Below are 25297 nucleotides of genomic sequence, written 5' to 3'. Positions count from 1 at the left end.
CGTCAGGCCGCGGCGTTCTTGTTTGCTGCCTTTTGCTTGCGCGCTTTCTTGGCGGGCGGTCCGTCGTTGGCGTCAATGAAGTTCAGCACCAGAGGGCGGATGTTGTTGCGCCAGCTTTTACCGGCGAAGATACCGTAATGGCCCGCGCCTTCTTCGACATGGCTGGCCTTTTTGTTAGCCGGAAGCCCGCTGCACAGGTCAAGTGCGGCCACGCATTGCCCGGGCGCCGAAATATCATCCTTGGTGCCTTCGACGGTCTTTACCGCAACGGTCGTGATCTTGCCGATATCGACCTTTTTGCCGCGCACGGTGAACTGGTTCTTGGCGATCTCGCCCCGTTTGAACACGCGGTCGACGGTGCTGAGGTAAAACTCGGCAGGCATGTCCATAACGGCCAGATATTCGTCGTAAAATTTGTTGTGCTTGTCGTGCTCGTGCGCATCGCCGGTCGCCACGCGCTTAATCTGCCCGATAAAGGCATCGCGATGGGTGTCGATGTTCATCGAGATGAAGGACGAAAGCTGTAGCAATCCGGGATAGACCAGACGTCCGACGCCCGCATATTTGAAGCCCACGCGCTGGATCATCAGCTCTTCGAGCTGGCCCATGGTGACGGAATGGCCAAAGTCGGTCACTTCGGTCGGCGCCGCGTCGGGGTCGATCGGCCCCCCGATCAGGGTGAGCGTGCGGGGCTGTGCGTCCGGGTCTTCTTCGGCCAGATACGCAGTCGCGGCCAAAGTGAGAGGCGCGGGCTGGCACACGGCGATCACATGGGTGTCGGGGCCAAGGTGGCGCATGTAGTCGACCAGATACATGGTGTAATCTTCGACATCGAATTTGCCCGCGCTGACGGGAATGTCGCGCGCGTTGTGCCAATCGGTGATGTAGACATCGCAATCCGGCAGCAGGCTGATCACGGTGGAGCGCAACAGCGTGGCGTAGTGGCCCGACATCGGCGCGACCAGCAGAACCTTGCGTTTCTTGCTGGTGCGTCCCTGCACACGGAAATGCAGCAGGTCGCCAAAGTCACCGGCGATTTCGATTTCTTCCGTGACCATGCGGTCCTGACCGGTCGCGCCGACGAAAGGCGGGATGTTCCAGTCCGGTTTCAGGACCATGCGCGAAAATGTCCGTTCGGTCACTTCGCCCCACGCGCCCATCCATTGCAACGCTGGGTTGGGAAAGATAGAAACGGCGGGGTAGGATGCCATCGCAAGGGCAGAGGCACCGAGCCACTGGTTCGTGTTGCGGATTGTCTCCATCAGGTCGTAAGATGCCATAAAGCGCATTGGGGAACTCCTGTACTCAAAGCCCGACAATCGGGCGACCCGTCACTCCCCCTCGACCGCGGGCGACGCAAATGCTGCAGGTGCAAAGATATGACGGAAGGTTTGATATGACAACCGATACGACGCAAAATGGTGAACCAACTGCGGCTTCGTTGGCACGGATGACAGAAAACCTCAGTAAAGTTGATGCGTTACGCGAGCGTTTGAGCCACGTGCTGACGCACCGGTCCACACACCAGCCCGCGCTGGATGGCCCGAATCAAGAGTTGTTCGCAAAAGCAGCACAGGCCTATATGAGCGAGGCGATGAACAATCCGGCCAAGCTGATCGAACACCAGCTCGAGTACTGGACAAAATCCGTCACCCACTTTGTCGAGGCACAACAGGCGCTGGCCAGCGGAGAGCTGAAAGCCCCGGAGGACCGCACCCCCGCGGACCGGCGGTTTGCCAACCCGATGTGGGAAAAGCACCCCTATTTCAACTTCGTCAAGCAACAGTACATGATCAACGCCGACGCCCTGCGGCAGGCCGTCGAGGACGTGGACGATATGGATCCGCGCGAAAAGCAGCGGCTGCAATACTTCAGTCGCCAGATCATCGACATGATGAGCCCGACCAATTTCCTGCCCACCAATCCCGATGCCCTGCAGCGCGCGGTCGAGACGGAGGGCGAGAGCCTGATCCGGGGGCTGGAGAACCTGATTGCCGATCTGGAAGCCAACGACGGCGAAATGATCGTGCGTCTGGCCGATGAGGATGCTTTCGAGCTGGGCCGTAACATTGCGACCTCGCCGGGCAAGGTGGTGTTCCGCAACCGGATGTTCGAATTGATCCAGTACGCGCCGAGCACCGAAGACGTCCACAAGACGCCCGTCGTGATCTTTCCGCCATGGATCAACAAGTTCTATATTCTCGATCTCAAGGAGCAGAACAGTCTGGTCAAATGGATCGTGGATCAGGGCTATACGCTGTTCATGGTGTCCTGGGTCAATCCCGACAGCACCTACCGTGACGTAGGGATGGAAGATTATGTCGAGGATGGCTACATGACCGCGATCCGCGAAGTGAAGGCGATCACGGGCGAGGATAAGGTCAACGCGGTCGGCTACTGCATCGCGGGCACCACTTTGTCATTGACCCTGTCCCTGATGAAAAAGCGCGGTGACCGGTCGATCAAATCTGCCACCTTGTTCACGGCCTTGACCGATTTCGGCGATCAGGGAGAATTCCAGCCCTTCCTGACGGATGACTTCATCGACGGGATAGAGGCGGAAACAAGCGACAAGGGGATGTTGCCGTCGATCATCATGGCGCGGACGTTTTCGTTCCTGCGGTCCAATGATCTGGTCTACGGGCCCGCTGTCAAAAGCTACATGATGGGAGAGACGCCCCCTGCCTTTGACCTGCTGTACTGGAACGGAGACGGCGCAAACCTGCCTGCCAAGATGGCGATGCAGTATCTGCGCGGCCTGTGCCAGCGCAACGAGCTTGCCGAAGGCGGCTTTGATCTGTGCGGGGAGAGGCTCTCGCTGGACGATGTCGACGTTCCCGTCTGCGCCATCGCGTGCGAAACCGATCACATCGCGCCGTGGAAAGACAGCTACCGCGGGGTCCAGCAGATGGGCAGCGACGACAAGACGTTTATCATGACGCAGTCGGGCCATATCGCGGGCATCGTCAATCCGCCCAGCAAAGGCAAATACGGGCATTACACCAATACCGATCTGGACCTGCAGTACGAAGACTGGCTGGAAGGCGCGAAGTTCCACAAGGGGTCGTGGTGGCCCCGTTGGGAAAAGTGGCTCAAACGCCGCTCAGGCAAGATGATTCCTGCCCGAAATCCCGGTGAGGGCGATAGAAAAATTTTGGGCGACGCGCCGGGAACCTACGTTGCCGTAAAGGCAAGGGGCTGATCCGAAAGCATTTTATTGACAATCTGGCGGCTTATGCTGCACTGCAGAAAAAGCTTGAAATGCCGCAGTGCAGCATCTATATTGTTTGCAGACGCAGAAACGCTGGGGGATGGCCCCCGCACTGACGCAAACAAAGGATTATGACAATGGCTACGAAGACACCAGACATGACCGCGATGATGAAAGACATGATGGGCGCATTCCCTGTGGACACCTCCGCGATGGAAGCTTCCTTCAAGACAACCGCGACACTGAACGAAAAACTGTCCAGCGTGGCGCTGTCGGCTGTTGAAAAATCCACCGAGATTTCCTCGGCTTGGACAAAAGACACCGTTGCAAAACTGTCCGACATGGCGAAAGCGAAAGCAGAGCCTGCGGATTACGCCAAAGCGATGACAGATTTCGCGACCGCATACAGCGAAACAGCCGCCGAGCACATGGCAGCATTCGCCGAAGTCGCGAAGAAAGTGCAAATGGATACGGTCGAGCTGATGATGGCTGCGGGCAAAGACATGTCCGACGAAGCGACAACAGCGATGGCCAAAGCGTCCAACGACGTGCAGGCAGCTGCGAAAAAAGCAACAGCGAAGTAATCGCTGGGTTTTGAGCGCAAACCCCGATTTTGTCGGGATGCGTCGGGGCGGGCTGGAAACAGCTCGCCCTTTCTTTTTGCGCGGGCCACGTCTAGGCTGCAATGCAGCAAACCGCGTCGGGGAGGACATTACGTGGCTGAAACGGGCAAGCCCCTATTGATCAAGCGTTACGCGAGCCGCAGGCTCTATAATACCGAAACAAGCGATTACGTGACGCTTGAGGATATTTCCGGGTTCATCCGTGATGGCCGCGAGGTCCAGATCGTCGATCTCAAGAGCGGTGACGACCTGACACGCCAGTATCTTCTTCAGATCATTGCAGAACACGAAAGCCGGGGCGAAAACGTCTTGCCGGTCGATGTGCTCAACGATCTGGTGCGCAGCTATATGACGGGCGGCGTCAGCGTCGTGCCCGAATTCCTGCAGCAGAGCTTTTCGATGCTGCGCGACGGGCAGGCCAAGGTGATGGAAAACATGAGCACCATGAACCCGCTGTCCAGCATGCCCGGCTTCGAGGCAATGCAGGCGCAGCAACAGGCGTTCATGAAGGCGATGACCAGCGGCTGGAAAGGGGGCACCACGGGCCCCGGCGAAGCAGAAGCCGCGCCCACGGCCAAGCCTGCGGAAAAAACCGAGGATCTGGACGCGATCAAGCGCCAGTTGTCCGAGCTTCAGGACAAATTGTCGAAGCTGAAATAAGCGCGCGGATGTCAGGCGGCAGCTTTGCTGACGTCTGACACGGCGTCGAGCAGCACCTGCGCAACAGCATGGCAGTCATCGGGCGTCAGTTGGACGGGCAGGCGTACGTCGCAGGCCTGCATCAGCATCGCGCGCGTCTGCGGCAAGTCCGGCAGATCGTCGATGAATTTCCAGTTCCAGAAGGCGCGCGCGTTGTCCGCACTTAGACCGAACACCTGAACCTTGACGCCCGCAGCTGCCGCGCGGTCGGCAAAAGCGGCGATCCCGGCGGTGTCCAGCCCGACCAGATTGAACTGGATCGAATCCGGTGCGCGTTCTTCGCCCGGCAGCGGTGAGGGTACGCAGATATGCGGCGATGTGGCCAGCAGACCGGCCACCAGATCATGGTTGCGCCGACCGTCCGCAACGCGGCGCGGCAGTTCCGGCAACTGTGCCCGCACCAGCGCCGCCGATAGATTGTTCAGCCGCAGATTATAAAGGGGGAGCCGGTTCTGGTGGGTGGCAAACGCCTCTTGCAGGGCCTGATGCTTTTTCCAGTTATGTTCGTACGCGCCGGACATGATGATGGCGCGGGCGACCAGATCGGCATCGTCGGTGACGAGGATGCCCCCTTCGCCCGCGTTGATCATCTTGTAACTCTGGAAGGAAAAACAGCCGATGCGCCCCAGTGTGCCGATGCGCCGTCCACGCCATATCGTCCCCAGCGAGTGGGCCGCATCTTCGATCATCGGCACATCCGCGGCCTCGCACAGGCGCAGGATAGCGTCCATGTCTGACGTATGCCCGCGCATGTGGCTGATGATGACGGCGTCGACACCCGCCAGCTTGGCTGCGAAATCCTCTAGGTCGATGCGGTAGGTCGCGTCGACTTCGCACAAGACAGGCTGGCAATCGGCATGTACCACGGCCGACGGTACGGCCGCAAAGGTGAAGCCCGGGATCAGCACACGGGCGTCGCGGGGCAGGTCAAGCGCCTTGAGCGACAAGAACAACGCCGCCGAGCAGGAGGAGACCGCCAACGCGTATTTGACGCCCATCATGGCGGCGAATTCGGTTTCCAGCAGCGTCGCAGGCGCGTCGGCCTCGGCGGTATAGCGAAACAGATCGCCGGTGCGCAGGAGGCGGTCGACCTCGCTGCGCACGGCGTCCGGGAGGGGTTCTGCCTGGTGAATGTCTGGAAGCCGCATATTTCAAAACTCCGAATCCGTGTTTTCAATTTTGTAAAACAAGAATATGGCGACGCCAAGGCGTCCGAGATAAAAAATACGTCACATCGGGTGGGTTAAATGCCGAGCCTGTCGCGCATGGCATACCAGCTCATCGCGAGAACGAGCATCGGGTTGCGCATCGCCGGCCCTCCGGGGAAGGGGGTATTCGGCACCCGCGCCATGAGGTCAAAGCCATCGCTATCGCCCGCGATGACCTGCGCCATCAAGGCCCCCGCATGGGTGGCGGTCCCGACACCGTGACCGCTGTAGCCCGAGGCCGACAACATGTTCGCGCCCAACCGTGCCAGGTAGGGCATGCGTTTCATAGTGATGCCCAATGTGCCGCCCCATGCGTAGTCGATCCGGACATCGCGCAACTGGGGAAAGACCACCGACATCGGTTTGCGCACCTTCGCGGCGATGTCTTTCGGAAACCGGTAGCCATAGCTTTCACCGCCCCCGAACAGGAGACGACCATCGTGGCTTAACCGGAAGTAATTGACCACGAACCGGCTATCGGCGACGGCAACATCGCGCGGCAGGATGTCCTGAGCGCGACTGCCCAGAGGTTCGGTGGCCGCGATGAAATTGTTGATCGGCATCACCCGCGCGGCGACGTTGCGGTTCAGGCCGCCAAGATACCCGTTGCATGCCAGAATGACGTGATCCGCAACCACATGGCCCGCGTCGGTGCGCACGGTAGCGGGGGTGCCTTCATCGATGCGGTGCACGGCCGAGCGTTCGTGGATACGCACGCCCGCCTTGGCCGCAGCCCGCGCCAGCCCAAGCGCAAAGCGCAGCGGGTGCAGATGTGCGGACCCCATATCGAGTATGCCGCCGCGGAAGTCGGGTGACCGGCACACCTGTTGCAGTGCCGCGTGATCCAGCGTGTCTATCTGGTCATAGCCGTAGCGGTCCGAGAGGAACTGCGCGTACTCATGCAAATGGCGCACATCAGCGTCCGTCGAGGCGGTATAGGCGATACCGGGCTTGAGATAGCAGTCGATGTCGTGGGCCGCGATCAGATCCTTGACCAGTGTCTTGGCCTCTTCGGCAAGCTCCCACAGCTTGGCGGCCTCGGGAGCACCCATCAAGCCTTCGAGCGCGTCCTGCTCCATGCGCTGACCCGAGCCGAGCTGACCGCCGTTGCGCCCGGACGCGCCGAACCCGACGCGTTGGGCGTCAAGCAACACAACATCGCGACCTGCCTGCGCAAGGTGCAGCGCCGCCGACAATCCGGTGTAGCCTGCGCCCACAATGCAGACGTCGGCTTTTTGCGCGCCGCGCATCGGCTCGAAAAACGGCAAAGCATCCGCCGTGGCCGCGTACCAGCTTTCGGGATAGGTGCCCGCCTTATCGTTTGCATAAAGTAGGTTCATCACGTGGCCCCCCGCATGCGCAATCAGACGTTCAGCAACAGATGCTCGCGCTCCCACGGTGAAATCACCATCAGGAATTCATCGTATTCGGCATCCTTGACGATCGAATACACGCGGGCAAATTCCGGTCCGAGCACCTCGTGCAGCGCTGTGGCGGCGTCGAATTTGCGCAAGGCCTCGCCCATGGTGCGCGGGATGTCACCGTCGCCGCCGTAGGCGTCTCCCTTGAATTCGGCTTCGGGTTTGCGCTTTTCGGTCAGGCCCAGATATCCGCAGGCCAGAGACGCCGCGATCCCCAGATAGGGGTTGCAGTCCATCCCCGCGAGCCTGTTTTCCACCCGCCGCGCGCTGGGCCCCGACAGCGGCACGCGGATGCCTGTCGTGCGGTTGTCGCGCGCCCACGCGAGGTTGATCGGGGCGGCGTGGTCCTTGACGTATCGGCGGTAGCTGTTGACGTAAGGCGCGATTACAGCGAGCGCATCGGGCAGGTGGTTCTGCAATCCGGCGATGAAATGCATGAACGCGTCAGTCTCGCCCCCTTGCGGGCCGGAAAAGATGTTCGCCCCGGTGTCGGCATCGAGCACCGAATGGTGGATGTGCATCGCCGAGCCCGGCTCGTCCGCGATGGGTTTAGCCATGAAGGTGGCATAGCAATCGTGCCGCATCGCCGCCTCGCGGATCAGGCGCTTGAAATAGAAGACCTCGTCGGCCAAACGCACCGGATCACCGTGCAGCAAATTGATCTCCAGCTGGCCCGCACCGCCTTCCTGCGTGATGCCGTCGATTTCGAACCCCTGTGCTTCGGCAAAATCGTAGATGTCGTCGATCACGGGGCCGAATTCGTCCACCGCGGTCATGGAATAGGCCTGCCGTGCCGCTGCGGGCCGGCCGGACCGCCCCATCATCGGTTTGATCTCGTGGGCGGGATCGAGATTGCGACCGACGAGGAAAAATTCCATTTCGGGGGCGACAACCGGCTCCCAGCCCTTGTCGCGATAAAGCTGGACAACCCGCTTGAGCACATTGCGCGGGCTGAAGGGGACGGGATTGTCCTTGCGGTCGTACGCGTCATGGATGACCTGCAGTGTCCAGTCTCCGGTCCAGGGGGCGGCCGTCGCTGTCGACATATCGGGCTTGAGGATCATGTCTTTTTCGATGAACCCTTCGTCGCCCGCCGCTTCGCCCCAGTTGCCGGTGATCGTCTGGTAGAAAATGCTGTCGGGCAGGTGAAACTGATCCTGCCGCGCGAATTTGGACGCCGGGACCGCCTTGCCGCGCGCGATGCCCGGCAGATCGGGGATGACACATTCCACTTCGTCCAGACGGCGGTCTTGCAAATACTGCTGCGCCGCGGGGGGCAGATCGTCTTTCCAGTCGGCCATCAGGCCCTCGCTTTCTGCTTGAAAAATCCGGCGATGTGGGCCGCGATATCGGTGTTGTTGTTCGGCAGATCGAGCGTGTCGCGCGCCGCCTGCAGCTGCGCTTCGGGCACGACGCCCTTGCCGCGGGTGCGTATCAGACCGTCGACAAAGCTCGATTGGAATTCGGGATGGGCCTGCACGGTCCAGATCTGGTCACCGTAGGCCAGCATCGCGTTTTCGCAAAATGCCGACGATCCGACAACACGCGCCGCGGCAGGCCGTTCGATCACCTGATCCTGATGCCATGCGTTCAGGGCGACGGCTTTGCCGTCCAGCATGTATTCCGTGCGCCCCACGGACCAGCCGCCGGGGAATTTCACAACCTTTCCGCCCAGTGCCTGCGCGATGATCTGATGACCAAAACAGATCCCGACAAGCGGTAACTTGGCTGCGTCGATCTCGCGGATCAGGTCTTCGAGCGGCGCAATCCAGTCGAGATCTTCGTACGCGCCGTGTTTGGAGCCGGTGATCAGCCAGCCATCGGCGGCCTGCGGGCCCGCGGGGAACACCCCGTCCACAACAGAAAAAATTTCGAAATCGAAACCGTGCCCGTCGAGCAGCTTGGTAAAGAGCGATCCATAGTCGCCCGCCGGACCAAAAAGAGCCTGTGGGGAATGACCCGCCTGCAAGATTCCGATTTTCATGGCTACACCGTATCCAGATAGATTTCGACCCGCTCCGCCGGGGTCAGCTCGTGCATGTAATGCAGTTCCTGCCGTTTGGTCAGCACCATATTGCGGATCAACTCGGGCGCAAAGATGCGGGCGATATGAGGATCGGTCTCGAAGGTGTCGATCGCGGTTTTCCAGTCGGTGGGGATTTGCGGCAAATCCGCGGCATAGGCGTTGCCGCTGATTGGCGCAGGGGGCTCGGCGGCATCCTCGATCCCTCCGATCGCAGCGCCGAGGACCGCGGCCAGCATCAGGTAGGGGTTCACGTCACCGCCCGACACGCGGTGTTCGATGCGACGGGCGGCCGGATTTCCCGACGGGATGCGGATCGCCGATGTGCGGTTCTCATAGGCCCAGCTGACGCCCGTGGGCGCGTGGCTGCCCGGCACGATCCTGTCAAAGCTGTTGGCGTGGGGGGCAAAGATCAGGGCCGAGCCGGGCATGGCCTGCAGACAGCCCGCGACGGCATGGCGCATGACATCGGTGCCTTCGGGCCCCCCGTTGTCAAAGACGTTGGCCCCATCGGCATCAAGCACCGAAAAATGCGTATGCAGCCCCGAGCCGGGATAGTCGGCGTAGGGTTTCGCCATGAAACTGGCGGCAAACCCGTGACGGCGCGCAAGACCCCGCACCAGCATCTTGAACAGCCACGCATCATCGGCGGCGCGCAGCGCGTCATCGCAGTGCATCATGTTGATTTCGAACTGGCCCAGACCGGCTTCGGAGATCGCGGTATCTGCGGGAATGTCCATTTCCTCGCAGGCATCGTAGAGGTCGGTAAAGAACTGGTCGAACTGGTCCAGCGCACGGATCGAGAGCGTATCGGCACCCTTGCGCCGCTTGCCGGATCGGGGCGAGGGCGGGATTTGCAGCTTGCGACCGGAATCGTCGATCAGGAAGAACTCCAGCTCGACCGCGCAAACGGGCGTCAACCCACGGGCCTTGAACCGGTCAAGCACGGCACGCAAGGCATGGCGCGGATCGCCTGCGTAGGGGCGCCCGTCCTCGTGGAACATCCAGATCGGCAGCAGCGCGGAAGGCGCATCGAGCCACGGCATCGGCATGAAGCCACGTTCCGTCGGTTTGAGAACGCCGTCCCGATCGCCCGTGTCAAAAACAAGCGGGCTGTCGTCGATATCTTCGCCCCAAATGTCGAGGTTCAGCACCGACATCGGGAAACGTGTGCCGTCCTGAACGACCTTATCCGCAAAACGGGTGGGGATGCGCTTGCCGCGAGGCACACCGTTCAGGTCCGCTGCCGCCACACGGATGGTGCGGACGGAGGGGTTTTTGCGAAGCCAGTTGTGCATAGATCACCTGAATGGGGCGCTGGTATCGCAGGGGCGATGAGGTGCCTGTTCCGCGGTCAGCGCCACCGGAATGATTTGATCAAATATTACTACCGGATCAGATTAGGGCGCAAGCGCATTTTGCGGCGGCGTTCTGCGGGCAGGTGGCGGTTCAACCGCTTGTTCACCGCACCGAAAATGCCGATGACCACGAGCGTCAGCAGAATGAAGTAACCCGCAAGGATCGGATAGGGGATGAACGGATTGAACGTCTTGTCCGCGAAATAGCTGGCGTAATACAGCGCATCACCGCGTTGTTGCCACGCGGGAAAGCTCGACACAAAGACCAGCGTGGTGGCGTGGAACAGAAAGATCGCCTCATTGGTATAGGCCGGCCAGGCAAGACGCAGCATGGTGGGCCAGACAATCCGCTTGAACCGTGGCGTGCCGGACAACCCGTAGGCATCGGCCGCTTCCACATCGCCTTTTGGGATCGACTGCAACGCGCCGTAGAAAATCTCGGCCGAGTAGGCGGAGGTGTTGCAGAACAAGACGATCAAGGCCCCGAGCCACGCGGCGGTGAACGGGTCGAAAAAGGCGAATTGCGATTTCAAGCTGAGGAAGGCGAAGTAGCCGAAAAAGAACTGGATGAAGAGCGGGGAGCCGCGGAAGATAAAGATGAACCATTCGCTCGGCTTGCGCAGAATGGTGCGCGTGCTGGCCTTACCCAGCGCCAGGGCGGTGGCAAAGAAGAAACCGAAGATCAGTGCGACGACGCCGAAATAGATGTTCCAGATCATGCCGGAGCCGATCAGCGTAAACTGTTCGCACAGGGTGAAATCCTCGCGCGGGAGCAGGCGTTCGCCAAATCCCACGGAGCGCAATGCGTAATCCTGAATGGTCTGCAGGCAGCTCATGCCGCTTTCCTTTGCGCTTCGCCGCCGGTTGTCGCCTGTCCGCGCGTGAGCCGCGTCATGAGACGGGCGATCACGATTTCCGACACCCGTGTGAAGCAGAGGTAGAACACCAAAAGCGCAAGGAAGTACCACATCCGCCAGTCGGGATGCGGATAGTCGGTAAAGCGCGGTGTTTTGGAGCCGCCGAGTTCGCGAGCCCAGTAGACGATATCCTCGACGCCGAGCAAAAACAGCAGCGGCGTCGCCTTGATCAGGACCATCCACAGGTTTCCCAGACCGGGAAGAGCGTAGACCCACATCTGCGGAACGAGGACCCGCCAGAACGTCTGGCGCGGGGACATGCCGTAGGCTTCCGCCGTCTCTAGCTGTGCGCGTGGCACGGCCCGCATCGCGCCAAACAGTACATTCGCTGCAAAGGCCCCGAAAACAATGGCAAACGTCAGCACCGCCAGCGAAAAGCCGTAAGTTTCGTGCACCCATTGCGGCGCGCTGCCCAAGGGCATTTTGGCGGCCTGACAGACGATAAAGTCATTGCCTTGCCGCACCGGTTGGTCCCAATCGGGGCACAACGCGCGGTGGCGCAGATATTCGATCCCCTGATCAAGGGCGATCACGAAGAACAGGAAAAATGCGATGTCGGGCACGCCGCGCACGATCGCGATATAGGATTTTCCGATCCAGCGCAGCGGAGCAAAGCCGGAGCGCGCCGCCGAGGCGCCGCCGAAGCCGAAGGCCAGCGCCACCGGCGCGGTAATGCCCAACAGGGCCAGAACGGTGAGGACCGACCAATAGAGGTTCATATGCTTGCCCGTCGTCAGGTAGCAGCTGAGCCATCTGGCGCCCTCAAGCTGGGCGGGATCGGTGCAAAAGTCGAAAATGGGAACGCTCTGCCGGGATTTTGGAATGAGTTTAAGGGCAAGATGAAGGAGGGCACGTAGCGCCCCCCTTCGCGGTTTTGATCAGAACGTGGCCGAACCGGGCAGGTGCTTTTCGATCAGCGCGTTCAGGCTGCCGTCGTCCTTCATGGACTGGATGGCCGCATTGAATTTTTCACGCAGATCACCGTCGCTTTCGCGCAGGCCCATGCCGATACCGCCGCCCAGAAGGACGTCTTCGCCCACGAGGCTGAGGTCTGCTTCGGCTTCGGCGACGGGCTCAAGAAACGCCTTGTCTGCCAGCACCGCATCCGCTTCGCCATTTTTCACTGCGGCAACCGTTTCTTCGGGGGTTGCGAATTCAACCAGTGTCGCGCCCTCAATGGAGGCGACGTGGCTGGCCTGAATGGTGCCGGTCTGTGCCGCGATCACGGCAGAGGCGGGATCGACGTCGCCCATGGCCAGATAGGCGGATGGATCGGGTTGTGTGTAGGGCTGGGTGAAATCGATGACCTCGTCGCGCTCATCGGTGATGCTCATGCCGGCGATGATCGTGTCGTAGTTGCCCGACACCAGGTTCGGGATGATGCTGTCCCATTCGTTGGTGACCCATTCGCAGGTCAGTTCGGCGCGCGCGCACAGCCTGTCGCCCAGCTCGCGTTCGAAGCCTGCGACTTCGCCGTTGTCATCGAGGAAGTTGTAGGGAGGGTAGGCGCCCTCGGTTCCCATGCGGATGGTTTTTGCGTGGCCATCGGCCAATACAACCCCTGCGGACAGGGTCAAAGCCGTTGTGGCAAGAATGATTTTTTTCATTTGGTGTCTCCCGTTTGTTTTTTTGGGTTACGCAGCGTGGGTTGCAGAAAGAAACCCGCGCAGACGTTCGGATTTGGGGTTGTCGAACACGTGTTCGGGCGCCCCTTGTTCTTCGATCAGGCCCTGGTGCAGGAATACGACGGTATCCGACACATCGGCGGCCAGTTTCATATCATGTGTCACGATGACCATCGTGCGGCCCTCGGCGGCAAGATCCTTGATGACCTTGACGACTTCCTGTTCGAGTTCGGGGTCGAGGGCGGAAGTCGGCTCGTCAAACAGCAGGGCTTCGGGTTCCATGCACAGCGCCCGCGCGATGGCGGCACGCTGTTGCTGGCCGCCCGAAAGCTGGGCCGGATAGACATCGCATTTGTCACCGATGCCCACCTTTTCGAGATAGGCACGCGCGGCTTTTTCCACCGCGCCGCGCTCGCGGCCCAGCACGGTGACGGGCGCTTCCATGACGTTTTGCAGTATCGTCATATGGGCCCAGAGGTTGAATTGCTGAAACACCATCGACAAATTTGTGCGAATGCGCAGAACCTGTTTGGGATCGGACGGGCGGCGGTGATCACCGGTGCCGCGCCAGGTGACGGGTTCTCCCTTGAAGAGCACTTCTCCCTGCTGGCTGTCCTCAAGCAGATTGCAGCAGCGCAACAGCGTCGATTTACCGGACCCCGATGACCCGATCAACGAGATCACGTGCCCCTTGGGCGCGGCAATGCTAACGCCCTTCAACACTTCGAGCGCGCCATACGCCTTGTGCAGGTCGCGGATATCGATAACGGGGGTCTGAGTTGTCACGTGCGCCGTCTTTTTCCAATTGCAGGCGGTATATGACGTGAGAATCGGCCGTAACGCAACGCGGAATGCAGAAGCGCTCCGGTGCCGCTACGTCAGCCCTCGACCCGTTTGCGCGCCTGGTTGCTGTCCATGTCGGAAATGCCAAGCAGATTGGTCACCAACCGCAGCAGCGCGTCTTCTTCCTTGGCGCGTGTGCCATCGGCAAGCACGACCTTCCACATCGCCTCGACCACGGCGAGCCTGTCATCGTAGGCCACGGCGTCCTTGATCGCGCGGGTGAAGCGGACAGTATCGGGAGCTTCGGCCTCCAGCCCTTCGGCGTCAGCCAGAAGCGCATCGCGGTCTGCGGGGGCGAGGGCGTAGCGGTGCTCGACGATCTGGCTGATCCGCGCTTTTTCAGCCGGAGAATAGACATTGTCGGACCGCGCGATGCGGACCAAAAGTGCCGTCAGCGCCAATCGCGCATCGCCATCGGGCAGGGTGTCGGGGGCCGGGTCGGTCAGCCGTTTTATAAAATCTGCAAACATGTCCGTCTATTTAGAGCGCTCGGCGGCGGTCACAATCCCTTCGGCGATTTAAGTGCGTTTTCGCGAGTGGCGGCGATGTCTTCGGGGCTGAGGCCAAGGGCTTCTTCGATGGCGGTCAAAGTCGATTCTTCGTCGTTGTCGCGCGCCCCGTCGGCGAGAGCCACGGCCCACATGGCATCGGCAAGCGCCTTGCGCTGGGCATAGTCGACTTCCTCGCGCAGGATCTGGGTGAATTCGGGCGTGCCGGGGGCCTGTCGTTCCAGCGCTTCGCAGGTGGCGCGCAATTTGGCCGCGTCGAGCGGGCCAAGCGCGAATGTCGCTGACAGAATGCGGTCGATCTGCGCCACTTCGGATGCAACATACTGACGGTTGGCCAAAGCCACACGAACAAGCAAAGCCCCGAGCGCCAGTTGGGCGTTGGGCTGCGGCAGCGGTTTCGGATCGGGTTTGCGGCGTGGAAAAAGTCGTTCAAGCATAGAACCGCTTTAGCTGAGGTCGGGCGGTTTTCCAAACTGAATTGTATCGAGCGCAATGCCTTGCGGATCGGTATTGGTGATCACCAGCCCCGCAATGTCCGCACCCGCCTGCGCGCGCAGGAAACCGATGCTGTGTTCTCCCAACGGGGAGACCGACAGATCGGCGATCATCGCACCATCGCGGCGCAGGAACCGGACACGCGCGGCACCCGCTTCGCCGCCCCTGATGTGCAGGGACAGTGCGGATTGATCGCGGTCAAAGAGTACGGCAATCGCCCCTTCGCCCTGTGCCTCGCGGCGCGGATAGCCGGCAGGCCCGTATCCGTTGAGCACGCTCACCCCCCAGAACGTCACGACCGACAGGTTCTGCCCCGGGGCCCCGGCCAGCAGGGTCAGCGGGCCAATCGCCTCTCCGGATACGGCGTCATGGGGCGCCCCGTCCAACACTTGACCCACGAAGCGTTCACCGAACCGCGCGCCCGGTTCGGACAGCACCTCGTCGACACGGTGGCCGGGGCCGAAACTGCTTTTGGTGTCATCGAAAGTGATGATCTCGGTCAGGTTCAGCGTCTCGGGGCTCACGACGCAGACCATTTGCCCACAAGCGAGAGCGGGCAGGGGCAGGGCAAGGGCCAGAAAGGCTGCAAGCTGTCTCATGGTGACAGCCTAGCATATTTCAGCCGTCGTAGCCTTCCATAATAATGAGCGATCCGTCCGCGACAGACATGCGGATATCCTTGGCGGCCTGATAGGCGGGGCTTTCGTAGCAGGCCACCGCCTCGGCGTAGCTGGGAAATTCGATCACGACCGTGCGGCCGTGCGCGGCGCCTTCGCGCACCTGCTGGGTGCCGCCGCGGGCCAGAAAACGAGCGCCGAATTCGGCAAAGGGCTTGGCGTTTGCCGCGCGGTATTTGTCATAGGTTTCCGCGTCGCGCACGTCCATATTCCCGATCCAGTAGCCTTTGGGCATAACGCATTTCCTTTCAACGATTCATTACGACAGCCGCGCGAACAGACGGCCGATCCGGTCGGCTTCTTCGTCTGCACCGTAGGGCGGGTTGAGAACGAACATACCCGATCCGATCATTCCGTGACCCGGACGCGCGGGCGCGAACCGAACCTGGTGATGCAGTGCATCGGGGTGTGATCTCGTCAGGGCCGCGGCCATGTCCTTGTGCGCGGCATTGGTCAGTATGGGATACCACAGCGCGATGATGCCAACATTCCACGCGCGGTGCAACTTGGCGATGTGGCGTGGCAGATCGGCATAGTCGGACTTGATCTCGAAGCTGGGGTCGATGAGCAGAAGACCCCGCCGCGGTGTCGGGGGACAAAGCGCAAATGCGGTTTCGAAGCCGTCGCGCAGATGGGTCTTTGCGCCAAAAGGGGACATCGCCAGATCGAGGGCTGCGTGTTCACCCGGGTGGAGTTCGGCAAGATGGATGTGATCGGTTTCGCGCATCAGATGTGCGGCGATCATCGGCGATCCGGGGTAGGCGTGGGCCCCGTGCGTGTCGCGGGTCGCCGCCAGTACGCGCGCATAGGGGTGATCGGGGTCGAACCGACCGGCCACGCGTTCGATCCCGGCCTGCGCTTCGCCCGTCTTGCGCGCGGGGTCAGAGCCAAGATCATAAAGCGCACGACCGCTATGGGTTTCGATATAGGTGAAGGGCTTGGGCTTGCGCGCCAGATACGCCAGCATCCACGACAGCAGCGCGTGTTTGTGCACGTCGGCCAGATTGCCGGCGTGATAGATATGTTGATAGCTGAGCATGGCCAAGCATTAGCCGATGCAGCTTTGGGCGCAATGCGAAAAGGCACTGCGCCGGCCCCTCAGACCAGCCGCGAGTTTTCTTTGGCCGCGCGCACGAAATCCTTGAACAGCGGGTGCGGGTCGAATGGTTTGGACTTCAGCTCGGGATGGAATTGCACGCCGATAAACCACGGATGATCCGGCCACTCGACAATCTCGGGCAGCTTTCCATCGGGTGACATGCCGGAAAAGCACAGGCCCGCTTTTTCAAGCTGTTCGCGGTAGGCGATGTCCACTTCGTAGCGGTGGCGGTGGCGTTCGTCGATGCTGGTGGTGCCATAGACTTCGGCCACCTTGGTGCCTTCGCGCAACGTCGCGTCATAGGCGCCCAGCCGCATGGTGCCGCCCTTGTCGTCGCCCACCTTGCGTTCCACTTTGTGGTTGCCCTGAACCCATTCCTTGAGATGGTAAACAACGGGTTCGAAACGCTTTTTGCCTGCTTCGTGATCGAATTCCTCCGATCCTGCCGCGCTGAGCCCGGCAACGTTGCGCGCCGCTTCGATCACGGCCATCTGCATGCCCAGACAGATGCCGAGGTAGGGGACCTTGTGCTCGCGGGCGTATTGGGCCGCCTTGATCTTGCCCTCCGTGCCGCGCTCGCCAAAACCGCCGGGCACGAGGATCGCGTGATAGCCCTCGAGGTGCGGCGCGACATCCTCGGCGCGGTCGAATACTTCCGCATCGACCCATTCCACATGCACTTTGACGCGATTGGCCATGCCCCCGTGCGTCAATGCCTCCTTGATGGATTTATACGCATCCTCAAGCTGGGTGTATTTGCCGACGATGGCCACGCGCACATCCCCTTCGGGATTGTGGATACGGTCGGCCACATCGTTCCAGACGCGCAAGTCGGGCTTGGGCGCGGGCGAGATATCGAAAGCATCCAGAACGGCCTGATCCAGACCCTGCGCGTGATAGGCCAACGGCGCTTCGTAGATTGATTTCAGGTCATAGGCCGCCACAACCGCTTCTTTGCGCACGTTACAGAAAAGGGCGATTTTCTCGCGCTCCTTTTCGGGGATCGGGTGTTCGGAGCGGCACACAAGAATGTCGGGTGCGATGCCGATGGATTGCAATTCCTTCACGGAGTGCTGTGTCGGCTTTGTCTTCAGCTCGCCACTCGCGGCGAGATAGGGCAGGAGCGTCAGGTGCATGAAAATGCACTGCCCGCGCGGCTTGTCATGGCTGAATTGGCGGATGGCCTCGAAGAAAGGCAGACCTTCGATGTCGCCCACCGTGCCCCCGATTTCGCAGAGCATGAAATCGACCTCGTCGTCGCCGACCGCGAGGAAATCCTTGATCTCGTTCGTGACGTGCGGAACGACCTGAATGGTCTTGCCCAGATAGTCGCCGCGCCGCTCTTTTTCGAGCACGTTCGAATAGATGCGCCCCGACGACACGCTGTCGGTCTTGCGGGCGGGCACACCGGTAAAGCGCTCGTAATGGCCCAGATCCAGATCGGTCTCTGCCCCGTCATCGGTGACGAAAACCTCGCCATGCTCGAACGGGGACATCGTGCCGGGATCGACGTTGAGGTAGGGGTCGAGTTTGCGCAAACGCACGCTGAACCCACGCGCCTGCAGCAGGGCACCCAGCGCAGCCGAAGCAAGGCCCTTGCCAAGCGAAGAAACAACACCGCCGGTGATGAAAATATAGCGTGCCATGCGAAGTAAACTCCCGTGCGCGTATGCGTCTGCTCAAGATGTGGGGGCCTGAAAATGCCGCCTTGAGACGTGCGAAAACCGCACCATCACGGGACTTAAGCTTAACAGGATTCGGAAAGCCAAGGCAAGGGCGGTCACGCAACATGATGTTGCGATATTGGCCCATGCCTCAAGCTGTTGTAATTGTGGCCTTAGTCGACGGTCGGTACCAACGGGGCGTTGTCGCCCTGCGCGGGGGGCAGCAGATTGTCCGTGTCGGGCACTGTTGGCGCCGTATCGTTCAATGCAGGGGGTGTCGTGCTCAGCCGGTCGATCACCGATGTGCCCGCCGATTTTTGCGCGGCAAGAATGGTCAAAGCCATCGAGGTGCAGATGAACGCACCGGCAAGGATCCATGTCACTTTCGACATTGGAGTCGCAGGGGGGCGCCCCGATGTGCCGCCGCCGCCACCACCGATACCCAGCCCACCCCCTTCGGAGCGTTGCAGCAGCACCACGCCGATCAGGCCAAGGGCAAGAAGAAGGTGGACGATGAGGACAACATTTTCCATTACGGGCGCGGCTTTCTCAGCTGGGGCGATTTGGCTTTGGCCGTATCTAGGCAAGTTTGCCGGTATGGGCAAGACGCAAGCAAGGTGTTTTGTGTCAGATCGGCAATGGACAACGCGGCGGCGGCGCGCCAATCTGGCGCCATGCCCCATGACAGCCATGACCACGATCACCCGCACGCCCTTCTGCCCCCCGATCCCGCCCTCCGGGTCAAGGCGCTCGAGACCATTCTGACAGACAAGGGGCTGATCGACCCTGCGGCGCTGGATGCGATCATCGATACGTACGAAAACAGGATCGGACCGCGCAATGGCGCGCATGTCGTCGCCCGCGCGTGGCGCGAGCCGGACTTCTTGCAGGCGCTGCGCGATGACGCAACCACGGCCGTTGCCGACATGGGGTATTTCGGGCGGCAGGGAGAACATCTTGTGGTTGTCGAAAACACGGCCGATACCCACAACATTGTCGTGTGCACCCTGTGCAGCTGCTATCCGTGGCCGTTGCTCGGCATTCCGCCGGGGTGGTACAAATCCGATGCCTACCGCGCGCGGGTCGTGCGTGAGCCGCGCCGTGTGCTTGCCGATTTCGGTGTGCGTCTGGGCGATGATACGGCGGTGCGGGTCTGGGATTCGACCGCCGAAGTCCGGTATCTGGTGCTGCCCATGCGCCCCGAAAACACCGATGGATGGAGCGAAGAGGCGCTGATGGATCTGGTCAGCCGCGACAGTATGATCGGCACCGCGGTCGCCGGAGCAGCCCCATGAGCCGTGTACATGATATGGGCGGGCGTTTTGGCGACGGCGCGGTCGTGCCCGAACCCGAGGACGAACGGTTTCACGAGGATTGGCACGCCCGTGCCCTCGCGCTGACCCTTGCTGCCGGCAGTCTGGGTAAATGGAACATCGACGTGTCGCGACACGCGCGTGAGTGTCTTGCGCCGCGCGATTATACGGCCTTCAGCTATTACGAAAAATGGATGGGCGGGCTGGCCGCGCTTCTGGTGCAGACGGGTGTCCTGAGCCGTGACGAACTGGCGGGCGTGGACAGAGGTACGCTCAGCGATCTGGCGGTGCGCAGGTTGTCGGCGGATCAGGTGGCGGGCGTGCTGGCCAAGGGAGGACCGGCGGACCGTGACAGTGACATTGCGCCGGTTTTCGCCGTTGGTGATGCGGTCGTGACGCGCAGGATTGCCGAAAACCTCTTTGTTGCGGGCGGCCATACCCGCTTGCCGGGCTACGCGGCGGGCGCACGCGGCAGGGTACTGCGCTACCATGGCACGCACGTTTTGCCCGACAGCAATGCGCACGGTCTGGGCGAGGCACCGGAGCCCCTGTACGCGGTGGTGTTTGCGGCGTCCGAACTGTGGCAGCATCCTGAACATCCGCGTGACGAAGTGGTCCTGGATTTGTGGCAAAGCTATCTGGTGCCGGCATGAATAGCGCCCCGTCCCCCGCCTTCGAAGCGCCGTGGCACGCGCAGGTCTTTGCGCTGACCGTCCATCTCAACGAGGCGGGGCATTTTTCCTGGCCCGACTGGGCTGCGCGGTTTGGTGCAACGCTGCGGCGGCACGGGGTGAGCCGCGAGCTGAACGGCGGAGACGATTATTTCGCGGCCTGGCTGGAAACGCTCGAAAGCTACCTGGCGGAAAAGCGGATGGCGGACCCCGGTGCGGTATCAAAGGCGCGCGATGCGTGGGAACAGGCTTATCTCTCGACGCCGCATGGTGAGCCGGTGACACTGTCCGGCGCTCCTGACCCCTGACGGCTCAGATCGCCCCGCCCACCGTCCCGGCGTCACGCATCAACATCATCCACATCGGCCTGTCCGGAGACGGCACGCCGCACGATCGACCAGCTTAGCCCGATGCCCAGCACGAAGCTCAGCGCAACCAGACCCAGCCAGACGTTGAAGCTCGGATTATCAAGCCGCAACACGCCCAGATCGTAAAGCACCCAAAGGGACGCACCGACAACGGCGAGCACGAGCACCATGCCAAATCCGCCGATGCTGCGCAAAGTCGCCCTGAGATAGATGATATAGCCGATCAGCAGGATCAATCCGGCCAGTGCCGCGACGGAGAGGTTCTGGCTGCCGTATGTGCGCACCCACTGAACGTAATTGTATTCTGTCGGATTGAACGTGAGCGCCAAAAGCGCAAATGCGCACATCCACCTGAGCACGAAACCCATCTGCTGCTGCCTCTTCATCGTGATGTCCGGCAATATCCGCGCGTCGCTTGCAAAAGTCTATGCACAAGCTGCAGTTTGCGGTTCCCCCGACGCGCAGGGGCCGCTATACGGGCGCGGGTTTGCAGTGCGGGCTGCCCGCCGCCCCGATCAGAAGAGGAAGAACATGGCCAATGTTGTTGTCGTAGGCGCCCAATGGGGTGACGAGGGAAAAGGCAAGATCGTCGACTGGTTGTCGGAACGCGCCGACATCATCGCCCGGTTCCAGGGAGGCCATAACGCAGGCCACACACTGGTCATCGACGGCGAAGTATTCAAGCTGCATGCCTTGCCCTCCGGCGTCGTGCGCGGCGGCAAGCTTTCGGTTATCGGCAACGGGGTGGTGCTCGATCCCTGGCATCTGTTCAAGGAGATCGACACAATCCGCGCGCAGAGTGTCGACATCACACCAGAGACGCTGATGATTGCGGAAAACACTCCCTTGATCCTGCCAATCCACGGAGAGTTGGACCGCGCCCGCGAAGAAGCTGCGAGCAAGGGCACCAAGATCGGCACCACGGGCCGCGGCATCGGCCCGGCCTATGAGGACAAGGTCGGGCGCCGCTCCGTGCGGGTGGCCGATCTGGCAGATGAGGCCACGTTGATCGCACGGGTGGACCGCGCCTTGCAGCACCATGACCCGCTGCGGCGTGGTCTGGGAATTGATCCTGTCGACCGCGATGGATTGATCGACGCATTGCGCCAGATCGCGGGACAGATCCTGCCTTTTGCCGCACCCGTCTGGAAGGTGCTGAACGAAAAGCGCAAAGCCGGAAAACGTATCCTGTTTGAAGGCGCGCAAGGGGCATTGCTCGACATTGATTTCGGCACTTACCCCTTTGTCACATCGTCAAACGTGATCGCGGGGCAGGCGGCGACGGGCGTGGGCATCGGGCCGGGCTCCATCGATTATGTGCTGGGGATCGTCAAAGCCTACACCACCCGCGTGGGTGAGGGACCATTCCCGACCGAGCTGGAAGACGAGGACGGCCAGCGGCTGGGCGAGCGGGGGCACGAGTTTGGCACCACCACGGGACGCAAGCGCCGCTGTGGATGGTTCGACGCCGCCTTGGTGCGCCAGACCTGCGTGACCTCGGGTGTGACCGGCATTTCGCTGACCAAGCTGGATGTGCTCGACGGATTCGAGACGCTGAAAATCTGTGTGGGGTACGAGCTTGACGGTACGCGGATGGATTATCTGCCGACCGCCGCGGATGCGCAGGCGCGGTGCACGCCGATCTACGAAGAGATGCCCGGCTGGTCCCAGTCGACCGAGGGCGCACGCTCCTGGGCGGATCTGCCTGCGGAGGCGATCAAATATGTGCGCCGTGTGGAAGAACTGATCGAGTGTCCGGTTGCGCTTTTGTCCACATCGCCCGAGCGCGAGGATACGATCCTTGTGACCGATCCTTTCGCGGACTGAGTGTCGCAGTTGAATGGGGTCCGCGCGGCCCCATTTTCAGACCCGAGAGCAAAGAGAGGAGACCGATCATGGCGATGAGCTACAAGGCACGGCGGCGTTGGTCGCTGGTTGTTCTGCTAATCGGTATTCCGGCCTATATCATTGCCGTCATCTTTACGCTGTCCCTTTTTGACAGGCCATCGTTTCTGGTCGAGCTGCTGATCTATGTGGGTTTTGGGGTGCTTTGGGCCTTTCCGATGAAGGCCGTGTTCAAGGGCGTCGGGCAGGCGGACCCCGATGCGCCGCCCTCGGAGAACGACTGACAGTAAGACATGCAAAAGGCGGACCGTCAGGCCCGCCTTTTGGTAAGTAAGTGGGATCATCCGGCGGCGCGTGCGTCCGGTTTGAAACCGATCTGGTCGGACACCTGGAAGCGTCCCCCCTTGATTTTTTCGATCTTGCCTTCGCGCAGCAAGCGTCCGAAAGACCGCAAGCCATCTTCGCGTGTCAGTTCGCCTTCGTGGATCTGGCGGACCTTGTTCATCAACTGCGGCCGCGAGAATTGCGACTGCCCTTCGACGAAAGACATGTAGGATGCCGCCGCTTCGAGCATGTCCGACAGGTCATGTGCTCCCTGCTCTTCGGCAAAATCGGCAAAGCTGCCGTCTGCTGTCGCGGGCGGGGTGTCGACCACGGCCGCGACGCGGCGGGGCCGGACGGGGGCCGCATTGGCGGTGTCCACATCGATCCTTTGCTCGGCCACAAGTTTGAGGGGCGCCGGGCGCATATCGCTGGGCCGTTCGGTACGGGTGCCGCGGGCTTCGGGACGGCGCGGGCGCACGACACTGGCCAGATCGTCACGATAGGCTTCGTCCGCTTCGTCGTCGGCGTCCGATCCACTGACCGCTTCATCCGCTTTTTTCGCAGCCACGGCCGCACGCAGATGCGTGAAGGCGTTGCGGCGCGTCGCGCTTTCCGGCTCGTCCATCTGGCTTTTGGCCTCTGCCATCAGGCGCGTCAGATCGTCGTCCGGTGTTTCCTGCATGTCGGCTGTTTCGGCGGGCGCGTCCGTGGCCGTCTCGACATTCTCGATCGGCTCGTCTGTGCTGTCGAACGCAGCATCCGCTGTCGGGAGGTCCTCTGTCGTCTCGGCACCCTCCGCGTCTTCAGCCTCAACGGCATCATCCTCGGCCGCCACCTCTGCATCTGCCGCAACGATATCGTCGTCATTCAACTCTGCTTCGAGTTCGGCCAATTCGCGTGCGAGTTCGGCTTCTGCTTCATCGCTCAGGCTGGAGCGGTCAGCCAGCGGGACGGAAGAGGGCGCCTCGGCGTCATCGTCTTCGTACTCCTCAAGCTGGCCGCTTTCGATCGCAGCTTCGAGGGCGGCGCGTTTGACCTTGATCACACGTGCACGCGGCGCCGGGCGGTCGTCGTCATCTGCTTCGCTATCGGCGGCGGTTTCGCCGTCGGCGTCAAACAGGTTGTCGTCCTCGGCATCGCCCGCGTCGTCATCGTGCGAGGCCAACGCGGCGAGAATGTTGTCGTCCGAGGAACCGTCCTCGGCCACGTCAACCTCTTCGGAGGCCATTTCGTCTTCGGGAGTGTTATCTTCATCGCTCTCGGAAACAGCTTCTGTCTCCGCGACCTCATCGGCATCCACAGGCTCCGCTTCGACTTCGGCGTCAAGCCGGCTGAGCAAAGCGGCGACATCGTCGTATTCGTCTGCATCGTCGGGGTCGAATTCCGACACCGTTTCCATCTCGTCATCGGCGTCCAGCGCATCTTCGATGTCGCGCAGGGTATCCGCGATGACCGGGTTTTCCGCCGCGTCAGCCGAAACCGCTTCGGCTTCTTCAACGGCGTCCTCGTCGGCCATCTCGACATTTACCTCGACGTCGACCTGCGCGTCGTCCTCGGCCTCGACGTCGACCGAAATATCGATAGCAGCGTGCTCTTCCGCGTCTTCGCCAGAGGCGGCATCTTGGGCGTGTTCGTCTTCCAGATATGCCGTGTCTGCGTCGTCAGTCTCGTCCGTCTGGCTCGATACCACGGCACGGATCCGCTTGAGCTTTTCCGCAATGGAGGTCGCCGTCTGATCGGCTGTGACGGGCGCAGGCGGAACATCGTCCTCGAATACATCTGCGGAAGCTTCCGGCTCGGCCTCGGCGAAAAACGCTTCGACTTCGGCGTCGGGAAGGCTGGGCACGATATCGGGCATGTCTTCGTGATCGGTATGCGCGTCGGCAACGCCCTTCGCGTCACTTGCATCGGGCGCATCATCTTGCGCCGCAGTTTCCACGTCCGCCGTGACTTCATCCATTGGCGGGGCTTCGGCGGCGGGCGCCGGGGGTGTCACGTCTTCTCGGGCGGCCACGGGCTCGGGGGCTTCGGCTGCAGGCGCTGTGGCTGCGGCAGTTGCAGCGACTGCTGCGGCGGGTGCTGCGATCTGGGCGTTTTCCTGCGCACTCAGGACAATCTTGCCTTCGTGCTCGCGGGCTTCGACGTGTCGCGATATCTCGCGTTGTGCGATCCGCGCCAGCATCTGTGCATCGGGTTGCGGCGGCTCGGCCCCGAAATATCTGTCATCGGCGGCCAGATCGCGAAAATACTCCGCAATTGCCTTCATCGTGCCGAAGGAATCATCGAACCCCTCGAGCGTGCACGAAAATGTACCGTAGGAGACCGTTAGAATCTTGTTGTTGTTGATCATCGGATGCTCGTCCTCTGCGTCTTTGCAGCTTGTCGTTTACCACGATGGTCAAGA

At 61.3% G+C, this 25297-nt stretch carries 27 protein-coding genes; 8 read left to right on the top strand and 19 right to left on the bottom strand.

Annotated elements, in window-relative coordinates; all coding sequences use genetic code 11:
* Positions 1–2: 2 nt before the first annotated feature.
* Positions 3–1289, bottom strand: coding sequence for a polyhydroxyalkanoate depolymerase (gene phaZ, locus K3756_RS12220; protein WP_259987740.1), 1287 nt, complete (start codon positions 1287–1289; stop codon positions 3–5).
* Positions 1290–1396: 107 nt separating this feature from the next.
* On the opposite strand from phaZ, the gene K3756_RS12215 reads away from it, so the two are divergent.
* From K3756_RS12215 to phaR, 3 genes are all read left to right on the top strand, one after another.
* Positions 1397–3202, top strand: a complete 1806-nt coding sequence (locus tag K3756_RS12215; protein WP_259987738.1) for an alpha/beta hydrolase — start codon at positions 1397–1399, stop codon at positions 3200–3202.
* A 146-nt stretch (positions 3203–3348) separates the two neighbouring features.
* Entirely contained in the window at positions 3349–3795 is a 447-nt protein-coding gene (locus K3756_RS12210) for a phasin family protein (protein ID WP_259987736.1), read from the top strand.
* Between the two features lie 132 nt (positions 3796–3927).
* The gene (phaR, locus tag K3756_RS12205; RefSeq protein WP_259987734.1) at positions 3928–4494 is read left to right on the top strand and encodes a polyhydroxyalkanoate synthesis repressor PhaR; all 567 of its coding nucleotides are present in this window, start codon (positions 3928–3930) and stop codon (positions 4492–4494) included.
* An 11-nt stretch (positions 4495–4505) separates the two neighbouring features.
* Here phaR and K3756_RS12200 read toward each other — a convergent pair whose 3' ends face one another.
* From K3756_RS12200 to secG, 16 genes are all read right to left on the bottom strand, one after another.
* Positions 4506–5681, bottom strand: coding sequence for a DegT/DnrJ/EryC1/StrS aminotransferase family protein (locus tag K3756_RS12200; RefSeq protein WP_259987732.1), 1176 nt, complete (start codon positions 5679–5681; stop codon positions 4506–4508).
* A 95-nt stretch (positions 5682–5776) separates the two neighbouring features.
* The gene (locus tag K3756_RS12195) at positions 5777–7081 is read right to left on the bottom strand and encodes an FAD-binding oxidoreductase (RefSeq protein ID WP_259987730.1); all 1305 of its coding nucleotides are present in this window, start codon (positions 7079–7081) and stop codon (positions 5777–5779) included.
* Positions 7082–7104: 23 nt separating this feature from the next.
* Entirely contained in the window at positions 7105–8463 is a 1359-nt protein-coding gene (locus tag K3756_RS12190; RefSeq protein ID WP_259987728.1) for a glutamine synthetase family protein, read from the bottom strand.
* Positions 8463–9146, bottom strand: a complete 684-nt coding sequence (locus tag K3756_RS12185) for a type 1 glutamine amidotransferase (protein ID WP_259987726.1) — start codon at positions 9144–9146, stop codon at positions 8463–8465. Before K3756_RS12185 ends, K3756_RS12190 begins: the two co-directional genes overlap by 1 nt.
* Positions 9147–9148: 2 nt before the next feature.
* Positions 9149–10483 (bottom strand): glutamine synthetase family protein, encoded by a 1335-nt coding sequence (locus tag K3756_RS12180; RefSeq protein WP_259987724.1) that lies wholly within the window; start codon positions 10481–10483, stop codon positions 9149–9151.
* 89 nt (positions 10484–10572) lie between these two features.
* Positions 10573–11379 (bottom strand): ABC transporter permease, encoded by an 807-nt coding sequence (locus tag K3756_RS12175; protein ID WP_259987722.1) that lies wholly within the window; start codon positions 11377–11379, stop codon positions 10573–10575.
* Positions 11376–12257, bottom strand: a complete 882-nt coding sequence (locus K3756_RS12170; protein WP_259993551.1) for an ABC transporter permease — start codon at positions 12255–12257, stop codon at positions 11376–11378. Before K3756_RS12170 ends, K3756_RS12175 begins: the two co-directional genes overlap by 4 nt.
* 81 nt (positions 12258–12338) lie before the next feature.
* Positions 12339–13067 (bottom strand): transporter substrate-binding domain-containing protein, encoded by a 729-nt coding sequence (locus tag K3756_RS12165; protein ID WP_259987720.1) that lies wholly within the window; start codon positions 13065–13067, stop codon positions 12339–12341.
* Between the two features lie 27 nt (positions 13068–13094).
* A complete protein-coding gene (locus K3756_RS12160) occupies positions 13095–13871 on the bottom strand; it encodes an ABC transporter ATP-binding protein (protein ID WP_259987718.1) in 777 nt (258 codons plus the stop codon).
* Between the two features lie 92 nt (positions 13872–13963).
* Positions 13964–14398 (bottom strand): TerB family tellurite resistance protein, encoded by a 435-nt coding sequence (locus tag K3756_RS12155; RefSeq protein ID WP_259987716.1) that lies wholly within the window; start codon positions 14396–14398, stop codon positions 13964–13966.
* 29 nt (positions 14399–14427) lie between these two features.
* Positions 14428–14874 carry a TerB family tellurite resistance protein gene (locus K3756_RS12150; protein WP_259987714.1) on the bottom strand — a complete coding sequence of 149 codons (447 nt, stop codon included), beginning with the start codon at positions 14872–14874 and terminating at the stop codon, positions 14428–14430.
* A 9-nt stretch (positions 14875–14883) separates the two neighbouring features.
* On the bottom strand, positions 14884–15531 hold the full coding sequence (locus K3756_RS12145) for a hypothetical protein (RefSeq protein WP_259987711.1): 648 nt from the start codon (positions 15529–15531) through the stop codon (positions 14884–14886).
* Between the two features lie 19 nt (positions 15532–15550).
* On the bottom strand, positions 15551–15844 hold the full coding sequence (locus K3756_RS12140) for a DUF1330 domain-containing protein (protein WP_259987709.1): 294 nt from the start codon (positions 15842–15844) through the stop codon (positions 15551–15553).
* A gap of 24 nt (positions 15845–15868) precedes the next feature.
* Positions 15869–16648, bottom strand: coding sequence for a 23S rRNA (adenine(2030)-N(6))-methyltransferase RlmJ (locus K3756_RS12135; protein ID WP_259987707.1), 780 nt, complete (start codon positions 16646–16648; stop codon positions 15869–15871).
* A gap of 59 nt (positions 16649–16707) precedes the next feature.
* Positions 16708–18354 (bottom strand): CTP synthase, encoded by a 1647-nt coding sequence (locus tag K3756_RS12130; RefSeq protein ID WP_259987704.1) that lies wholly within the window; start codon positions 18352–18354, stop codon positions 16708–16710.
* A 191-nt stretch (positions 18355–18545) separates the two neighbouring features.
* Positions 18546–18905 carry a preprotein translocase subunit SecG gene (gene secG / locus K3756_RS12125; protein WP_259987703.1) on the bottom strand — a complete coding sequence of 120 codons (360 nt, stop codon included), beginning with the start codon at positions 18903–18905 and terminating at the stop codon, positions 18546–18548.
* Between the two features lie 141 nt (positions 18906–19046).
* Between secG and nthA the strand changes: the two genes are divergently transcribed.
* From nthA to K3756_RS12110, 3 genes are read left to right on the top strand one after another with little or no spacing between them, the layout of a single operon-like run.
* The gene (gene nthA / locus K3756_RS12120) at positions 19047–19667 is read left to right on the top strand and encodes a nitrile hydratase subunit alpha (protein WP_259993550.1); all 621 of its coding nucleotides are present in this window, start codon (positions 19047–19049) and stop codon (positions 19665–19667) included.
* Positions 19664–20338: a nitrile hydratase subunit beta gene (gene nthB, locus K3756_RS12115; protein WP_259987702.1), complete on the top strand. Its 675-nt coding sequence runs from the start codon at positions 19664–19666 to the stop codon at positions 20336–20338. The genes nthA and nthB overlap by 4 nt, the downstream gene beginning before the upstream one ends.
* Positions 20335–20664 carry a nitrile hydratase accessory protein gene (locus K3756_RS12110; RefSeq protein WP_259987701.1) on the top strand — a complete coding sequence of 110 codons (330 nt, stop codon included), beginning with the start codon at positions 20335–20337 and terminating at the stop codon, positions 20662–20664. The genes nthB and K3756_RS12110 overlap by 4 nt, the downstream gene beginning before the upstream one ends.
* A 32-nt stretch (positions 20665–20696) precedes the next feature.
* Here K3756_RS12110 and K3756_RS12105 read toward each other — a convergent pair whose 3' ends face one another.
* The gene (locus K3756_RS12105) at positions 20697–21092 is read right to left on the bottom strand and encodes a DUF6524 family protein (RefSeq protein ID WP_259993549.1); all 396 of its coding nucleotides are present in this window, start codon (positions 21090–21092) and stop codon (positions 20697–20699) included.
* Positions 21093–21255: 163 nt separating this feature from the next.
* Between K3756_RS12105 and K3756_RS12100 the strand changes: the two genes are divergently transcribed.
* Together K3756_RS12100 and K3756_RS12095 are read left to right on the top strand one after the other, a co-directional pair.
* Complete coding sequence (locus K3756_RS12100) at positions 21256–22551, top strand: adenylosuccinate synthase (protein WP_259987699.1); 1296 nt, start codon at positions 21256–21258, stop codon at positions 22549–22551.
* Between the two features lie 68 nt (positions 22552–22619).
* Positions 22620–22853: a DUF2842 domain-containing protein gene (locus K3756_RS12095; protein ID WP_259987697.1), complete on the top strand. Its 234-nt coding sequence runs from the start codon at positions 22620–22622 to the stop codon at positions 22851–22853.
* A 56-nt stretch (positions 22854–22909) separates the two neighbouring features.
* Here the strand turns inward: K3756_RS12095 and K3756_RS12090 are convergent, their stop codons facing one another.
* Positions 22910–25243, bottom strand: a complete 2334-nt coding sequence (locus tag K3756_RS12090; protein ID WP_259987695.1) for a hypothetical protein — start codon at positions 25241–25243, stop codon at positions 22910–22912.
* Between the last annotated feature and the right edge of the window lie 54 nt (positions 25244–25297).

The organism is Sulfitobacter sp. S190, assembly GCF_025141935.1.
Lineage (GTDB): Bacteria > Pseudomonadota > Alphaproteobacteria > Rhodobacterales > Rhodobacteraceae > Sulfitobacter.
Note: the sequence above shows the minus strand (reverse complement) of the source record. Positions and strands in the feature narration are given on the sequence as shown.

Excerpts from the sequence above, each read along its gene's own strand:
- phaZ (WP_259987740.1), bottom strand. The coding sequence starts at position 1,289 with ATGCGCTTTATGGCATCTTACGACCTGATGGAGACAATCCGCAACACG.
- K3756_RS12215 (WP_259987738.1), top strand. The coding sequence starts at position 1,397 with ATGACAACCGATACGACGCAAAATGGTGAACCAACTGCGGCTTCGTTG.
- K3756_RS12210 (WP_259987736.1), top strand. The coding sequence starts at position 3,349 with ATGGCTACGAAGACACCAGACATGACCGCGATGATGAAAGACATGATG.
- K3756_RS12200 (WP_259987732.1), bottom strand. The coding sequence starts at position 5,681 with ATGCGGCTTCCAGACATTCACCAGGCAGAACCCCTCCCGGACGCCGTG.
- K3756_RS12195 (WP_259987730.1), bottom strand. The coding sequence starts at position 7,081 with ATGAACCTACTTTATGCAAACGATAAGGCGGGCACCTATCCCGAAAGC.
- K3756_RS12190 (WP_259987728.1), bottom strand. The coding sequence starts at position 8,463 with ATGGCCGACTGGAAAGACGATCTGCCCCCCGCGGCGCAGCAGTATTTG.
- K3756_RS12185 (WP_259987726.1), bottom strand. The coding sequence starts at position 9,146 with ATGAAAATCGGAATCTTGCAGGCGGGTCATTCCCCACAGGCTCTTTTT.
- K3756_RS12180 (WP_259987724.1), bottom strand. The coding sequence starts at position 10,483 with ATGCACAACTGGCTTCGCAAAAACCCCTCCGTCCGCACCATCCGTGTG.
- K3756_RS12175 (WP_259987722.1), bottom strand. The coding sequence starts at position 11,379 with ATGAGCTGCCTGCAGACCATTCAGGATTACGCATTGCGCTCCGTGGGA.
- K3756_RS12165 (WP_259987720.1), bottom strand. The coding sequence starts at position 13,067 with ATGAAAAAAATCATTCTTGCCACAACGGCTTTGACCCTGTCCGCAGGG.
- K3756_RS12155 (WP_259987716.1), bottom strand. The coding sequence starts at position 14,398 with ATGTTTGCAGATTTTATAAAACGGCTGACCGACCCGGCCCCCGACACC.
- K3756_RS12150 (WP_259987714.1), bottom strand. The coding sequence starts at position 14,874 with ATGCTTGAACGACTTTTTCCACGCCGCAAACCCGATCCGAAACCGCTG.
- K3756_RS12145 (WP_259987711.1), bottom strand. The coding sequence starts at position 15,531 with ATGAGACAGCTTGCAGCCTTTCTGGCCCTTGCCCTGCCCCTGCCCGCT.
- K3756_RS12140 (WP_259987709.1), bottom strand. The coding sequence starts at position 15,844 with ATGCCCAAAGGCTACTGGATCGGGAATATGGACGTGCGCGACGCGGAA.
- K3756_RS12135 (WP_259987707.1), bottom strand. The coding sequence starts at position 16,648 with ATGCTCAGCTATCAACATATCTATCACGCCGGCAATCTGGCCGACGTG.
- K3756_RS12130 (WP_259987704.1), bottom strand. The coding sequence starts at position 18,354 with ATGGCACGCTATATTTTCATCACCGGCGGTGTTGTTTCTTCGCTTGGC.
- secG (WP_259987703.1), bottom strand. The coding sequence starts at position 18,905 with ATGGAAAATGTTGTCCTCATCGTCCACCTTCTTCTTGCCCTTGGCCTG.
- nthA (WP_259993550.1), top strand. The coding sequence starts at position 19,047 with ATGCCCCATGACAGCCATGACCACGATCACCCGCACGCCCTTCTGCCC.
- nthB (WP_259987702.1), top strand. The coding sequence starts at position 19,664 with ATGAGCCGTGTACATGATATGGGCGGGCGTTTTGGCGACGGCGCGGTC.
- K3756_RS12110 (WP_259987701.1), top strand. The coding sequence starts at position 20,335 with ATGAATAGCGCCCCGTCCCCCGCCTTCGAAGCGCCGTGGCACGCGCAG.
- K3756_RS12105 (WP_259993549.1), bottom strand. The coding sequence starts at position 21,092 with ATGGGTTTCGTGCTCAGGTGGATGTGCGCATTTGCGCTTTTGGCGCTC.
- K3756_RS12100 (WP_259987699.1), top strand. The coding sequence starts at position 21,256 with ATGGCCAATGTTGTTGTCGTAGGCGCCCAATGGGGTGACGAGGGAAAA.
- K3756_RS12095 (WP_259987697.1), top strand. The coding sequence starts at position 22,620 with ATGGCGATGAGCTACAAGGCACGGCGGCGTTGGTCGCTGGTTGTTCTG.
- K3756_RS12090 (WP_259987695.1), bottom strand. The coding sequence starts at position 25,243 with ATGATCAACAACAACAAGATTCTAACGGTCTCCTACGGTACATTTTCG.